This window comes from uncultured Rothia sp. (assembly GCF_963544205.1).
Classification (GTDB): Bacteria; Actinomycetota; Actinomycetes; order Actinomycetales; family Micrococcaceae; genus Rothia.
In genome coordinates this window covers 65,822-79,364 of the sequence record NZ_CAUUDY010000004.1, presented here as the reverse complement: position 1 = coordinate 79,364, position 13,543 = coordinate 65,822, and the positions used below count along the sequence as shown (strand labels likewise).

Sequence of the window (13,543 nt, the reverse complement as noted above, 5' to 3'; positions counted from 1 at the left end):
AGGAGGAGGAACACAGGGGGGTCTCTGCCCTTAAACCAGAGAGGTACTCACGTACCCCGCAAGTTTTAGAAAGGCAGAAGCGCCAAATCGTATGGAGTGCCAGCATAAACATCCGGCAACTCACCATTAGCTACCTTCTCACGATACAAAAGGGTTACTTCGCTATCGTCGAATGGGAATTCCTGCGCTTCATACCTACGCTTAATCTCTGCCAGACCCCACTCATATTCGGCACCGGGGCGTGCCGCCGGAGCATTAAAATAACGCCCATTCAACTCAGCTCGCATCCACCCCTCCGGAGTATTTACATCAAACGTGGGCTTCGTAAAATCGAACGGAGCACGCCAATATTCAGGGTCTTCACGATAATCGTAAGCTTCTTCTGCAATCTCGCTACTCATGGGGAACCTCCTGATAATATGCAAAAATGTGTGCCCACACCGGCGCTATGTGCAACGCCGCTTAGGGCGCTCATGATAGGCGGGCGGTGTGCGGTGCCGCTGATAGTTCCCACTATACGGGCTCCCACGCGACCCGCAAGCGGTTTCGTCACCGGGCGGGTGCCTCCCCCGAATCTGGGCAGGGAATCCGTGCCAAGAATGGGGCATAAAGAAACCCCCTGCGTTCCCCTTAGAGGAGGGGGAACACAGGGGGTCTCTGCCCTTAAACCAGAGAGGTACTTAGGTACCCCGCAAGTTTTAGAAAGCCTTGTTTACCAGCGTAGCAAGACCGGACTTCTTGTTTGCAGCGGTCTTCTTGTGCAGAACACCCTTGGAAACAGCCTTGTCCAGCTTGCGGTTCACAAAACGCAGAGCCTCAACAGCTGCTTCCTTGTTCTGTGCCTCAACAGCAGCCTTGACCTTGCGGGTCGCGGTCTTCAGCTCGGACTTTACAGCGTTGTTACGCAGGCGAGCCTTCTCGTTGGTGAGGATACGCTTCTTCTGAGACTTAATGTTAGCCACAATTAAACTTTCTGTTTTGTCTTATTGGTCGGTGAGGGCGACGCTGGCCGATCATCGACTGAGCGGCGTGGGGATGCCTATGGCAACCGGCCAGCAGTGCCCGATGACCATCGGACACTCAACCACACATAATACCAGATGAACAGCCTCCACGACAGACCCCCGCGGAGAGAAAAATACTGTGAAAACCGCTACACGCAGCCCCCACATACGGCGCAGATAATCGGCACCGGTCGCCGGTGAAATTACCGGCACAGGGTATTAGCCGTTATGGCGAGTCCACGCACGCTCAATCAAGCGGAACGTATCCTCCGGCATAATCGCGCCCTCACGGCGCATCGCATCCGGGCGAACACGAATCACACGGTTCAGCTTCACCTCAGAAGCGCGGCCCTGCGGATCCCACGGACCCGAACCAATATCAAGGTAGTTCGGGTCAGCGTGCTCACGGTTATTGTGGTCCTTGCTGGTCATCATCAGCGCCAGCAGGTACTCACCGTCACGACCCACCAGAAGCACCGGGCGGTCCTTACCCTGCGAGTGGTCCTCCTCGAAAGGAACCCACGTCCACACGATTTCACCCGGGTCAGCGTCGCCGTCCAGGGAGGGCGAGTACTCAAAGTTGATCATGTCGCGGTAATCGCCGGGGTAGTCCGAACCGTCGGATGCGACGGTCGAAGCCGACGCGGAAGGCTTAGGTGCCGAGGAAGACTTCGGGGCGCTCGGCTTAGGCGCCGAAGAGCCGGAGGTACGAGCCTCACCCTGACGAGATTCATCCTTGCGGGACTCACTCTTCTGGGAGGACTCGGAGCCGCCCTTAGACGCAGTAGCGTCGTTGAGGGCATCCTCTGCCGCCTTCTGCAGGAAGGGCAGCAGGGCAAAGAAAATTTTCTTCAGAATTTCGAGCATGGGCTCTATTATGCACTACAGGCGCGGAGGTAGAGCAATCGCCAAAACAGCCTGCTCCACCGCATACACCGCGTCCTGCGACTCGCCCTTCAGCTGGGCGTCCGCATCAGCCAGAAGCTGCACAATATGCGCCAGCTGGGCGCCGGTAAAACGGCGGCCGTCACGCTGAGCCTGCTCAACCTGCCACGGTGACATGCCCACCTCACGCGCCAGTTCGTTAGCGCTCAAACGCACGTGGTGTACCCGCGCAATATTGCGGATGCGCATGGCGAGCGCACCGAGCATCGGAATCGGCTCTGTGCCGGTGGCAAGGGAGTGGCGGAGCAGGCGCAGTGCCTCCGGGGCGTTGCCGGAAATCGCGGCGTCACTCACACGGAACGCGGTGACCTCGGTGCGGCCGCCGTAGTAGCGGTTCACCGCCTCTTCGGTGATGTCGCCGGGCACGTCAGAGAGCAGCTGCTGGCAGGCGGCGGCAAGCTCCGCAGTATCGGAGGCCGCAGCGGTCAGCAGCGCCAGGGCACCGCCGGTAATGGGGCGCTGGGCGGCGGCGAACTCCCCCGCCAAAAACTCGCTCTTCTCACGGTCGGTCTTGAGCGCTTTGCAATTGATGAGCACGAACTGGGAGCGCACCAGGTCGATGAGCTTCTTGCCGCGGTTACCGCCCGAGTGGTTCAGAATCAGCATGATGTCCGGCTCGGGGGCGTTCAGGTAGGCGAGCGTATCGGTCAAAAACTCGTCGCTCATGGAGGCGACGTTCTCAACCTCAATGATCTTCGCCGAACCGAACAGGGAGGGCGAAGCGTGCAGGGTCAGCTCCCCCGCCGTGTAGGTGGCGGCGTTAATCTGAACTCGATCTACCTCGGGGTGCGCCTCGCGGAACAGCTCACGCAGGCGCGCCGCAGCGCGGGAGGCGAAGTACTCCTCCGGGCCGTAGAGCATGACGGCGGGTGCCGGGGTGACGGTACGCCACGCGGTGTCGAGGGCGGGGCCGCCTCGGCGGGCGTAGCCTCGGGAACCACCACGCTGGGTTGAACGCTTACGCTCGGACACGCTTATCACTCGCCTTTATCTGCAGGGTACGGGCTGAACTCGGCCCCACTGCGCACGGGGGTGCGGCGTGGGTAGAGTCTCGAGTATCCATCATAGCGTTTTCTTCTCATATGCCTCCTAGCGGTGGTTAGCGGTAGTCGGTCAGAGGTTGATGCCCACGGTTAGATGCCCGCAGTTAGTCGGTTAGGAACGGGCGGGCTGATTGGAGCGCGCGGTGCGCGGTACCACCCGCAGATACTGCCGGTGCGTGACCGCACGGTAGCGGCGCGCATCCACCCACCATAGGGCAATGCTCAACGCCAACACGCAGAGGGCGCTACACACCACCGCCGGCACGCTCGAACCGGGCTCCCACGGGTTGCCCGGCGCATGCGCGGCAGTGTGCGCCGCCCACTCGATGCCCTGCGCGGCAAGCCCACCGGCACGAAGGCACGCTTCCGCCAGCGTGGGCAGATTCAGGAGCATGAATCCGAGCGCCGCCAGCCCTGCAAGCATACTCAGTGGCGCCAAAGGAGCGGCAAGCAGATTCGCCGGAACCGAGTAGAGCGGCACCGTACCGCTCATCGCCAAAATCAGCGGAGTGCACCACAGGGACGCCACAATCGGCGCGGCGAGCATCTCCGCGCAGAACACCGGCATGATGCGCATGAGCAGACGAATCAGAGGCGGGCCCAGCAGAATCAGCGCGGAGGTTGCCGTCACCGACAGGGCAAACCCCATGTCCACGGCGAGGTGCGGAGCGGCAAGCAGACACATCAGCACCGTAGTCTGCAGAGCCGCTAGGGACTGGCGGCCCGAACCGCGCAGCATCGCGTACGCACCGAGCAGACCCATAGCGAGGGAACGAATCACCGACCCCTCAGAATCCAGCAGCATGGCGTAGGCGAGCACCGCCGCAACCCCGCACAGCACCATGACGCGGTGCGGAATAGCGAGGGTGCTGAGCCGATGCACGAGCGGCGGCAGGGTGTGGGTGTTTGGCGGGGTAGGCTGCTGGGACTGGATAGAGTGTTCGGGCTGGGCGGGATTCCGGGGGTACGCGGGGCGGCGAGAATGAGCTGCGACTCTCCCCCGCAGCCGCTGCCTCCACGAGCGGAACAGCAGGTACGCGCTGGCGAAACGGTACGGGCGAATCGCCAACGCCAGCCGGTACGCACCCAGGAACACGATGGCAATATTCGCCCCGGACACCGCCGTAATATGGCTGAGCCCGCTGAGCTTATAGTCCTCCCGCGCGGTGGAACTCATCAGCGAGTCGTCCCCGTAGGCGGTACCCAAAACCAGCGCCGCCGACTCCGTGCCGAGGGTGTCCAGGGCGCGGGTTCGGAGCTGTTCCTTGAGCGTGGACAGGTACGGCTCCTCCGCGGTACTGGCGGCGACCGAGGCGTTCGACCCGGCGCCGTAGGCGGGTGCGGGCATCGGGAAAATGGTGGCGCCGCTCAGCTTTGCCGTGGAACCGTTGAACTCCACCGTTCCGAGGGCGGTCACCTTCATCCCCGGATAAATCGCCCGCGAGCGCTTGGTGCCGCTCCCCTGATGCTTAGCCGCAGAAACACTAGCCGCAGAGCTTGCCTCCGAACGTGCCTCCAGACGCTGCGCAGTGCTCTTTGCGGAACCGTCACGCCGGTACACGCGTACCCGCTCATTCACCAGCGCCCGCACGCTCCGCCCCTGAATTTCCTCCAGCTTAATGACCACCAGAGTAGTGCGCGGATCCACGCGGCGAACCTGCTCCACCGTGCCATTCAGACGAAGCGAGGCACCCTGTGCCTGCTGCAGCGTGGCGCGGGACGCATCCACCCCCGTAGCGCACAAAAGCACCGCCTGAACCGTCACAATACACGCCAGAAAAACCAGCTGACCGGTCGTGCGAAAGAGCAGGCTGTAGGGCATCACCGCGCGCGGCGGGAAGAACAGCAGAATCGCCAGGCACCCGAGCAGGGCAATGAGCACGCACGCCAGCGGATGCACCACCCGCCACGTGCCCACAGTCAGCGCCGCCGCGGTAAACACCCACAGCATCAGCACCGTGAACGTCAAGCGAAGGTCCAGGTGAATGAGGCTTCCCTGGGCGCGCAGCTCCTGCTCATCACGGCGGGTGCGCCACCGTTCAGCACCGATGCTCCAGCGGTAGCGGGCACTGCGATACGCCGTAGTCGCGGACCGGGTGAGGCGCGAGGAGCCGGGAAAGAGCTTCCGCTCCCCTGTCTGCCCCGCGCGTTTGCGCGGTGCGCTGGGTTTTTGCAGTGCGCTGAGTTTGTGCGGTGCGGCGGGCTTGTGCGGCTCCCGGCGGTTGCGCGAGAACATTAGACCGTCACCAGCGGGCGCAGATTCTCCAGCATCGACGGACCAATGCCGGGCACCGCATCCAGCTCATCCACGCTACGGAAGCCGCCGTGCGCCTCACGCCAGGCAATAATGCGCTGAGCCATCGCAGGACCAATACGCGGCAGGCTCTGCAGCTCCTCAGCGGTGGCGGTGTTAATGTTCACCGGGGTTGAGCCCTTCTGCGCGTTCCCCGAAGCGGTCAGCGTGCGCGCAGGCTGAGGCTGGCTGCCGCTCTGCACCGCACCGTTCTGTGCAGTGCCGTTTTGGGAGGCACCATTCGCCGCGGTACCCTGACCCGCATTTGCCGTGCCGCCATTGGGCTGAATCTGCACCGGAGCAGCCGTCTCACCGCGATGCGGCACATAAATCTGCACCCCGTCACTCAGCGCACCGGCAAGGTTCACACGGTCCAGGTCAGCATCCGCAGCGGCACCGGAGGCGGCGGCAATCGCATCCACGGCACGACCCTGCGCGGGCAGAGTGTACACGCCGGGGTTGTTCACGGCACCCGCCACGTGCACCCGCACGGTAGCCTCACCGGAGGCGCCACCCTGCGCGGATTTACTCGGGTTAGCGCTCGGCTGGGCAGTACCCTGGGCGCCGGGGCTCTGCTGGGCACCCACCGCCTGCACTGACTCGGCGGAAGCGCTCGGGGAGGCAAGCTGCTCGGCACGCGGCGCCGCCGAAAACTGGGTCACGCCCCACACCACGGCAACCAGCGCCAACACCGCCACGAGAAGCAGCACGCGCGGCGACAAGCCCCAACGGGTACTGCGGGTGGTGCCGGGCTGATCGGCCTGCTCCCATTCCGCCCAGTCGTCCACTTCGTTCCAGTCGGGCTGCTGGTCCCAGTCAGCCCAGCCGTTCGACTCCGGGCGGGATGCCTCGGGCTGGCTAGTGCCGGACTGGCTGGTAGGTGCGGGCTGGTTAGTCTTGGGCTGAGAGGTTTCACCCTGCGACGCCTCGGTATATGTCTCCACCGAAGCTACCTCACCGGAAGGCACCTCCACCGGCGTTACCTCAGCGGCAATAGCCAGCGGCACGGTGTCCTCGGCATCCGGCGCACCGTTCTTGCGGGCACGCGGGCTGCAGTAGAGGCTGTTCATCAGGGAGCGGGCGCTACGCTGCGCGCCGCCCTGCTGGGATACGTTGTCTTGCACAGCACCGTTGTCCTGTTCAGGGCTCGGGCTCTGCAGGTGGTTCTGCTCGTGGTTGGGGGTCATGCTCGTCATACCCCTACCCTAGGCTCACGCGCGCGAACGCACGAGCGCGAACAAAGAACCTGTGGATAACTCCGCTCTCGCAACGAGAAAGGAGCCATCCACAGGCTCATTTTTGAAAAATATGCGGTTTTTGTTTAAAAACGGCGGGTTCGGGTTTGTCATAAAACCGTCACAAACACCTCAGCCACACGCGCAGCCCGCGCCGCACAAGACCAGAATCTAGTCTTTGCTTAGTCCTCACGCGGCAGCTCAGTACCCGGAACACCCAGCTCCGAAGCACGCTTATCGGCCATCACCAGCAGGCGGCGAATACGGCCCGCAATAGCGTCCTTCGTCATCGGCGGGTCAGCCAGACGACCCAGCTCATCCAGCGACGCGTGCTTATGCAACACACGCAGCTCACCGGCATAGCGCAGGTGATCCGGCGCCTCATGACCCAGAATCTGCAGGGCACGCTCCACGCGGGCGCTCGCCGCAACAGCCGCCTGGGCGCTACGGCGCAGGTTCGCGTCATCAAAGTTCGCCAGACGGTTCGCGGTTGCACGAACCTCCTTACGGGTGCGCGCCTCACGCCACGTGGTCAGGGTGCCGGTCGCGCCCATACGCTCCAGCAGCTGCGAAATCGTCTCGCCGTCACGGACCACCACGCGGTCGGTGCCGCGCACCTCGCGTGCCTTCGCGATAATGTCCAGGCGACGAGCCGCACCCACCAGCGCGAGCGCCGCCTCCGGGCCGGGGCAGGTAATCTCCAGGGAGGAAGAACGACCCGGCTCAGTCAGCGAACCGTGCGCCAGGAACGCACCGCGCATGACCGCCTCCGCGTCCTGCAGGGAGCCGTTCACCACGGCCGGCGGCAGGCCACGCACCGGGCGGCCACGCAAATCCAGCAGACCGGTCTGGCGAGCCAGCGCCTCACCGCCGTGATCCACGCGCACAATGTACCTGCCACCTCGACGCAGACCACCACCGCTGACGCTGGTCAGCTCGGAGTCATGGCCGTAAATCTCGGCGATGGTGCGGCGCATGCGGTGGGCGGTTGCCTCGTGGTCGACTTCAGACTCCACCACGATTCGCCCCGAGACAATGTGCAGGCCTCCGGTAAAACGCAGAATCGTAGAGATTTCTGCCTTACGAGCAGAGACTTTCGTTGCCTCGTAGTTGGCAAGTTCGTCCTTGACGAGCGTGGTTAATGCCATGAACAGGTCCTTCTGGGCGTAGTGTCTAAGAGTCTATAAATTCGGGGAAATGCGGGAGAGGCGCGCGCAACAACCGGACTCACACCGCACACGCGCGGTGAAGCAAACCGGTGAGGATTGAGCGTTAGGATGTGCCTGCCAAAGCGCTAGGCGCTCAGCTCAAACGCTTCGTTATACGCAGCCGCAAGCTTCAGCGGGTCGTGCACATTCGGCTGAGCGGACGAACGCAGATGCGCCCACACAACCTTCGCACCCATCGCAGAGGCCTCACGCTCCAGCTCGGAACGGTGATCAGCCTGCATGTCGGCGTCAGCAATCACCGCGTCAAGGTGAAGCTTCGGGGCGTACTGGCGCAACAAATCCAGGTGAGTTGCCGGGGTGAAGCCGACCGTCTCCTTATCGTCGGAGAGGTTCATGACCACGCAGCGGCGCGCCTCCGTGCGAATAATCGCCTCACGCTGAGCGTCCAGCAGCAGATGCGGCAGAACCGAAGTACGCCACGAACCCGGTCCCAAAACAATCCAGTCAGATTCCTCAATAGCGGAGAGCGCCTCCGGGCAGGGGCGAGCATTCTCGGGGGTCAGACCAATATCGTGAACCCGCTCCTCCTTAGAGAGGTTCACCTGGCCGACCACCTTCACGCGCTCAATACCGCCACCGTTATGCTCACGCAGCACGGTGCCGTAAATGACCATCGGATCCAGCGCCATCGGCAGCACGCGGCCGCGCGCATTCAGCAGGGCACCCGCCCAGTCCAGACCGGCAACCGGGTCATCCAGCAGCTGCCAGAGAGTCGCAATCAGCAGGTTACCGAGAGCATGGTAATCCAGCGGGAACTCACCCTCGTACCCCTCGGGCGCGCTAAAACGATGCTGCATCACATCACGCCACGTGCGACCCCAATCGGTGTCATCACACAGCGCAGAAAGCGCCATACGCAAATCTCCCGGAGGGAGAATACCCATCTCCTCACGCAAACGACCCGACGAACCGCCATCGTCAGCAACCGTCACAACAGCCGTCAAATCAGGCGTGACATGGCGCAACGCAGACAGGGAACCGTACAGCCCGTGGCCGCCGCCCATCGCCGTAACCTTCGGCGAACGGTGCGTGGTCTTCAACAAGCGCAACGCCTGAGTCGGCAGAGCCGGCAGGCGCGGAATACCCTGAGTGTCATAACTGGTCGAATGGGTGGACATAGTAATACCTCACATACCCGGAAGGAATGGTATGCCGGCCCCACGGTGTGCGGGGCCGGACGGCGGCTAATGAAACACGACGCGGTGGTTGGGACGCGCCGGGCGGAACTTACTCGCGGCCCTTGTCACGGTGCTGAACATTCACGTTCAGCTCACCGAAAGCAGAGAGACGACGAGCCAGTTCCTCCGTCACAGCCACGGAACGATGCTTACCACCGGTGCAGCCAATTGCGATGGTGGCGTAGTACTTGCCCTCACGGCGGTAGCCCTCAAGCACGGGGCGAAGAGCCGCAAGGTAGTTGCTGATGAACTCCTCGGTGCCGGCGTGCTCCAGCACGTAGTCGCGCACCGGGGCGTCCTGACCGGTCAGGGGGCGCAGCTCCGGAACCCAGTGCGGGTTCGGGATGAAACGCATATCAGCCATGTAGTTAGCGTCCGAAGGCGCACCGTACTTGAAGCCGAAGCTCATCACGGTCAGGTTCAGCTTCTTATCCGCACCCTCAGCGAACATTTCACGCACGGTACGAGCCAGCTCGTGAACGTTCATGCCGGTGGTGTCAATGGTGCGGTCAGAAGCGAGGCGCAGGCCCTCAAAGAGAGTGCGCTCAGCGCGGATGCCGTCGAGGACGCGACCCTCGCCCTGCAGCGGGTGCGGGCGGCGCTGAGCCTCGTAGCGGGCAATAATGGTCTCGTCCTTGGCATCAAGGAAGAGCATGGAGAAGTCAATATCGGACTTGCGCAGAGTCTCAATCGCTGCGGGCAGATCGGAGAACAGCGCGCGGGCGCGAACGTCAATACCGAGCGCCACCTTCGGCACTCGTGCACCGTCGCGGGTCACCAGTTCAGCCAGGGAACCGAGCATCTGCGGCGGGATGTTGTCGATAACGTACCAGCCCTCATCCTCCAGCACATTTGCGACAGTGCTGCGGCCTGCACCGGAAATACCGGTAATGACCAGAATCTGAGGACGCTCCTCGCTCTGGGCGGGCTGTACCGTGGCGGGCTTGCTCTGATTCTCGGGCATGGTGCTTCTTCCCCTTCGACGCGAAATACTCTCTATGCCATGATACTAGACCTTTATCTGACGGTTCAGGGGTACGGTCAGAAATTTCACCACTATGACAGAAATATGAGACGCTCCCCCGGCGGAACCCCAGAAGGAACCCCAGGAGAAAGAAACCCGCATCACACGTGCTTGCGCATAATGCTCTATACGGGCTTCTACAGAAGGAGGCGGGCGGCAGAGCCACGCAGGTTTCAGCCCCCCAGCTAAGAACTCTGCTAAGAACCTCGCGCGGTAATACTGCTGTGGGGTACAGCAAAGCCCGCACGATACCTCTCACAGGAGGTACCGCACGGGCTCTGAAGAGATGTAAGCGAGCGCGCACTAGCTGAGTAGCTACGCGGACGCGCCGGGATTCTCGCGCCAGGACTCTTAGGCAGAAAGCTCCGGCAGGAACGCCGCCACATGCTCCAGCAGACGCACCGACAGCTCCTTCTTCGAACCGGAGAACACCGGCGCCTCATCATTCAGAGTCGACAGCAGCGTAATCGTGTTATCGTCCGTGCCGAAACCACGATTCACACCCACCGTATTGACCGCCAAGAAATCCGTGCCCTTACGCTGCAGCTTCTCACGGCCCAGCTCCAACGGGGTCTTCTCCGCCGAGCCGGTCTCCGCCGCAAAACCAACAATGAGCTTCGGACCGAGAGTGCTCTCCCCCGCCTCACGAGCCTGCTGGCGGCGAACCACAACCTCACGCAGAATATCCGGGTTACGCACCAGCTGAATTACTGGCGCGTCCTCAGAATCGGCGCTCTTCTTGATCTTGAACTCGGCAAACTCAGCGGGCCTAAAATCAGCCACCGCCGCGGACATAATCAGCACATCCGCCGCCGCGCTCGCCTCCAGGGTCGCCTCACGCAGCTCCAGGGCGCTCACCACGCGGGTCACCTGCACGCCCTCCGGCGCCGGAACCTCAAGGTTCGCACCAATCAGGTGCACGGTCGCGCCCAGGTCGCGTGCCGCCTCCGCGAGCGCCACGCCCTGCTTGCCGGTGGAACGGTTGCCGAGGAAGCGGACCGGGTCCAGCGCCTCACGGGTACCGCCGGCGGTAATGACCACGAGGCGGCCAGACAGCGGACCGGACGCAGCCGCCGGGCACGCGGCCTCGGAGTTCTGAGCGTCCTGGATGGGTTCAACCTGACCAAGCAGCGCCGAGGTCAGCGTCGCCTGACGCGCCGCCGCCATACGCTCCTGCTCCGTACCCGTGTACAGGGGCTCAGTCGGCGCGTAACCGGGCGTGTACACCGGGTGCACCTGACCCTTCGGGAAGCGCGCAATCACATCCAGAGCCACCGCGAAAATGTCCTCCGGCTCAGGCATGCGACCCGGGCCAGAATCCGGGCCCGTCAAACGCCCAATCGCAGGCTCAATCACGTGATAACCCCACGAACGCAGAGTCTGCACATTCGCCTGAGTCGCCGGATGCTCCCACATCTGGGTGTGCATCGCAGGCGCCAAAATCACCGGGGCATGCGTGGTCAACACCGTAGAGGACAGCAAATCATCGGCACGACCAGCCGCCAAACGAGCCAGCAGGTCAGCAGTCGCCGGGGCAATCACCACAGCGTCAGCCTGCTCTGCCTGACGCACGTGGTTCACCTCCGGCACGCGGTCAAACACATCCGTCGAAACCGGGTTGCCGCTCAGCGCCTCCAGAGTGGGAACACCCACGAACTTCGTCGCGTTCGGGGTGGGCATGGCGATCACCTCGTCGCCATTCTTCGCAAAAAGACGAAGGAGCATCGCCGCCTTATACGCGGCAATGCCCCCTCCAATACCAACGATAATGCGCATGGTACGTCAAAGAATCCTTGTAAAAAGCAGATTACTCAGCGGACTCGTCGAGGATAACCTCTTCGATAGCAATAACCTCTTCGCTACCTGCGGGGATGTACTCCTCCTCGATAGCGCCGGGGAACTCAGCCGCGCTGAAATCAATCACAGCGGACAGATCCTCGGGAATCGGGTAGCCGTCCTCGTCGAACTTTGCGTCCGGGCGGTGCTCCGCCACAACACGGTCAGCAATGATTTCACGCATTGCCACCGACAGGGACTTCTCATTCGACTCAGCGTCAACCAGCGGGCCAACGTGCGCAGCAGTATTGTCCTGCAGGTTAGCGTAGTACGCGTTAATCTGGCGTGCACGGCGGGCACCGAAAATCACCAGGCCGTACTTGGACTCAGCCTTCTCAATCAGCGCGTCAGCGCTGGGGCTCACGATGCCCTCGGGAGCGACACCGTCAACGAAGTTGTAGTCCTCGTGTTCCTTGATTTCGTTTGCCACTAAAAACTCCAAATAGCTTGATGGAATGTACGTACCGAACACCCCCGCACACCGTTCGCGCAATGGCGCAAACCGGGCAGACTGAGGGCACGGTCAAAACTAAAGAACTATTCTACCCTCTCAACGGCTAAAACGCACGTACCAGCCCAGACAAAAGGCAGACAAAAAGGTGGGGGCCCAAAGAAAACTCTTCGGAGCCCCCACCCTTCACAACGCCTCACGGCAGAACCACAGGTCGGAAGAAACTCTAGCCCCACCGCGAACGCAAAGCATGCAGATTAGGCGGCGCCAATCAGCTCAGCAATCTCCTTCGCTGCACGCTCAACAGTGTCGTTGACGACCGTGACGTCAAATTCCTTCTCAGCAGCCAGCTCAACCTTCGCGGTTTCAAGGCGACGAGCCTGCTCCTGCTCACTCTCGGTACCTCGACCCACCAGACGCGACACCAGCTCATCCCAGCTCGGAGGAGCCAAGAAAATCAGGCGAGCATCAGGCATGGTCTCGCGAATCTGGCGAGCACCCTGCAGGTCAATCTCAAGAATCACCGGGCGGCCAGCATCCAGAGCCTCCTGGACCTTAGCGCGCGGAGTACCGTACTTGTTCTTACCGTGCACCACAGCGTACTCAAGCATCTGACCGTCAGCAATCATCTGGTCAAACTCTTCCATCGAAACGAAATAGTAGTGAGTACCGTCAACCTCACCGGGGCGAGGATCACGAGTAGTAGCGGAAACAGAGAACCACACATTCGGGTAGTTCTCACGAATGTACTGGCACACCGTACCCTTGCCAACAGCAGTGGGGCCAGCCAGTACGGTGAGAGTCGGCTGAGACATAGCTTCCTTACTGTGCCTTCATCGGCTGAAGGCACGATGTGTTAGGACTGAGAAGACTCGGAAGACTGACCAGCAGTCTTACGACGTGCACGGTTCAAATACCGCGAATTACGGTTGAAGTACTCCACCATCTTGCGACGCTGGTGTACACCCAGGCCGCCGAGGCGGCGAGTCGGTGCAATATGAAGTTCTTCAATGATGCGTTCAGCGCGAACGGCACCAATGCCCGGAAGTGCGCGCAGCATCTGCCCCACCGGCATTTTAGCCAGTGCAGGGTCGGTATCGACCATATCAAGCACCTGACGCACGGAAAGTTCACGTTCACTCAGTGCACGCTTAATTTCCTGGCGGTGTGCTCGGGCAAGTACTGCCTTCTCGCGGGCGGAGGCGCGCGCATCCTCAGTTAGCGGAGTCAGCGGCATGGTTGGGTCCCCCATTTCTGCGAGTTATAGAATTTTACTTATCAACTAATGTAACACGGATAGCGCGA

General features: G+C 62.0%; 13 protein-coding genes. All 13 read right to left on the bottom strand.

The window, feature by feature from the left end; all coding sequences use genetic code 11:
* Window positions 1-65: 65 nt before the first annotated feature.
* Window positions 66-401 carry a hypothetical protein gene (locus RWZ58_RS03740; protein WP_314657504.1) on the bottom strand — a complete coding sequence of 112 codons (336 nt, stop codon included), beginning with the start codon at window positions 399-401 and terminating at the stop codon, window positions 66-68.
* Between the two features lie 297 nt (window positions 402-698).
* Window positions 699-962, bottom strand: coding sequence for a 30S ribosomal protein S20 (gene rpsT / locus RWZ58_RS03735; protein WP_294651538.1), 264 nt, complete (start codon window positions 960-962; stop codon window positions 699-701).
* 261 nt (window positions 963-1,223) lie between these two features.
* The gene (locus RWZ58_RS03730; RefSeq protein WP_314657502.1) at window positions 1,224-1,871 is read right to left on the bottom strand and encodes a type II toxin-antitoxin system PemK/MazF family toxin; all 648 of its coding nucleotides are present in this window, start codon (window positions 1,869-1,871) and stop codon (window positions 1,224-1,226) included.
* Window positions 1,872-1,886: 15 nt separating this feature from the next.
* A complete protein-coding gene (gene holA, locus RWZ58_RS03725; protein ID WP_314657500.1) occupies window positions 1,887-2,921 on the bottom strand; it encodes a DNA polymerase III subunit delta in 1,035 nt (344 codons plus the stop codon).
* A gap of 183 nt (window positions 2,922-3,104) precedes the next feature.
* A complete protein-coding gene (locus RWZ58_RS03720; protein ID WP_314657498.1) occupies window positions 3,105-5,228 on the bottom strand; it encodes a ComEC/Rec2 family competence protein in 2,124 nt (707 codons plus the stop codon).
* Entirely contained in the window at window positions 5,228-6,481 is a 1,254-nt protein-coding gene (locus tag RWZ58_RS03715; protein ID WP_314657496.1) for a ComEA family DNA-binding protein, read from the bottom strand. The genes RWZ58_RS03720 and RWZ58_RS03715 overlap by 1 nt, the downstream gene beginning before the upstream one ends.
* Window positions 6,482-6,702: 221 nt before the next feature.
* Window positions 6,703-7,668, bottom strand: a complete 966-nt coding sequence (whiA, locus tag RWZ58_RS03710; protein ID WP_005505961.1) for a DNA-binding protein WhiA — start codon at window positions 7,666-7,668, stop codon at window positions 6,703-6,705.
* A gap of 146 nt (window positions 7,669-7,814) precedes the next feature.
* Window positions 7,815-8,867: a uridine diphosphate-N-acetylglucosamine-binding protein YvcK gene (gene yvcK, locus RWZ58_RS03705; RefSeq protein WP_070690807.1), complete on the bottom strand. Its 1,053-nt coding sequence runs from the start codon at window positions 8,865-8,867 to the stop codon at window positions 7,815-7,817.
* A 109-nt stretch (window positions 8,868-8,976) separates the two neighbouring features.
* Window positions 8,977-9,891 (bottom strand): RNase adapter RapZ, encoded by a 915-nt coding sequence (rapZ, locus tag RWZ58_RS03700; protein WP_049362661.1) that lies wholly within the window; start codon window positions 9,889-9,891, stop codon window positions 8,977-8,979.
* A 411-nt stretch (window positions 9,892-10,302) separates the two neighbouring features.
* Entirely contained in the window at window positions 10,303-11,727 is a 1,425-nt protein-coding gene (locus RWZ58_RS03695) for a phosphopantothenate--cysteine ligase family flavoprotein (protein WP_297605084.1), read from the bottom strand.
* Between the two features lie 31 nt (window positions 11,728-11,758).
* The gene (gene rpoZ, locus RWZ58_RS03690) at window positions 11,759-12,217 is read right to left on the bottom strand and encodes a DNA-directed RNA polymerase subunit omega (protein WP_005505953.1); all 459 of its coding nucleotides are present in this window, start codon (window positions 12,215-12,217) and stop codon (window positions 11,759-11,761) included.
* A 278-nt stretch (window positions 12,218-12,495) separates the two neighbouring features.
* Window positions 12,496-13,053 (bottom strand): guanylate kinase, encoded by a 558-nt coding sequence (gene gmk, locus RWZ58_RS03685; RefSeq protein WP_012903499.1) that lies wholly within the window; start codon window positions 13,051-13,053, stop codon window positions 12,496-12,498.
* A 41-nt stretch (window positions 13,054-13,094) separates the two neighbouring features.
* Window positions 13,095-13,475 (bottom strand): integration host factor, actinobacterial type, encoded by a 381-nt coding sequence (mihF, locus tag RWZ58_RS03680; protein ID WP_303975523.1) that lies wholly within the window; start codon window positions 13,473-13,475, stop codon window positions 13,095-13,097.
* Window positions 13,476-13,543: the final 68 nt, after the last annotated feature.

What these genes read in the sequence shown, in the direction of transcription:
- RWZ58_RS03740 (WP_314657504.1), bottom strand. Translation starts at nt 401, where the DNA reads ATGAGTAGCGAGATTGCAGAAGAAGCTTACGATTATCGTGAAGACCCT.
- RWZ58_RS03730 (WP_314657502.1), bottom strand. Translation starts at nt 1,871, where the DNA reads ATGCTCGAAATTCTGAAGAAAATTTTCTTTGCCCTGCTGCCCTTCCTG.
- RWZ58_RS03720 (WP_314657498.1), bottom strand. Translation starts at nt 5,228, where the DNA reads ATGTTCTCGCGCAACCGCCGGGAGCCGCACAAGCCCGCCGCACCGCAC.
- RWZ58_RS03715 (WP_314657496.1), bottom strand. Translation starts at nt 6,481, where the DNA reads ATGACGAGCATGACCCCCAACCACGAGCAGAACCACCTGCAGAGCCCG.
- whiA (WP_005505961.1), bottom strand. Translation starts at nt 7,668, where the DNA reads ATGGCATTAACCACGCTCGTCAAGGACGAACTTGCCAACTACGAGGCA.
- yvcK (WP_070690807.1), bottom strand. Translation starts at nt 8,867, where the DNA reads ATGTCCACCCATTCGACCAGTTATGACACTCAGGGTATTCCGCGCCTG.
- rapZ (WP_049362661.1), bottom strand. Translation starts at nt 9,891, where the DNA reads ATGCCCGAGAATCAGAGCAAGCCCGCCACGGTACAGCCCGCCCAGAGC.
- RWZ58_RS03695 (WP_297605084.1), bottom strand. Translation starts at nt 11,727, where the DNA reads ATGCGCATTATCGTTGGTATTGGAGGGGGCATTGCCGCGTATAAGGCG.
- gmk (WP_012903499.1), bottom strand. Translation starts at nt 13,053, where the DNA reads ATGTCTCAGCCGACTCTCACCGTACTGGCTGGCCCCACTGCTGTTGGC.
- mihF (WP_303975523.1), bottom strand. Translation starts at nt 13,475, where the DNA reads ATGCCGCTGACTCCGCTAACTGAGGATGCGCGCGCCTCCGCCCGCGAG.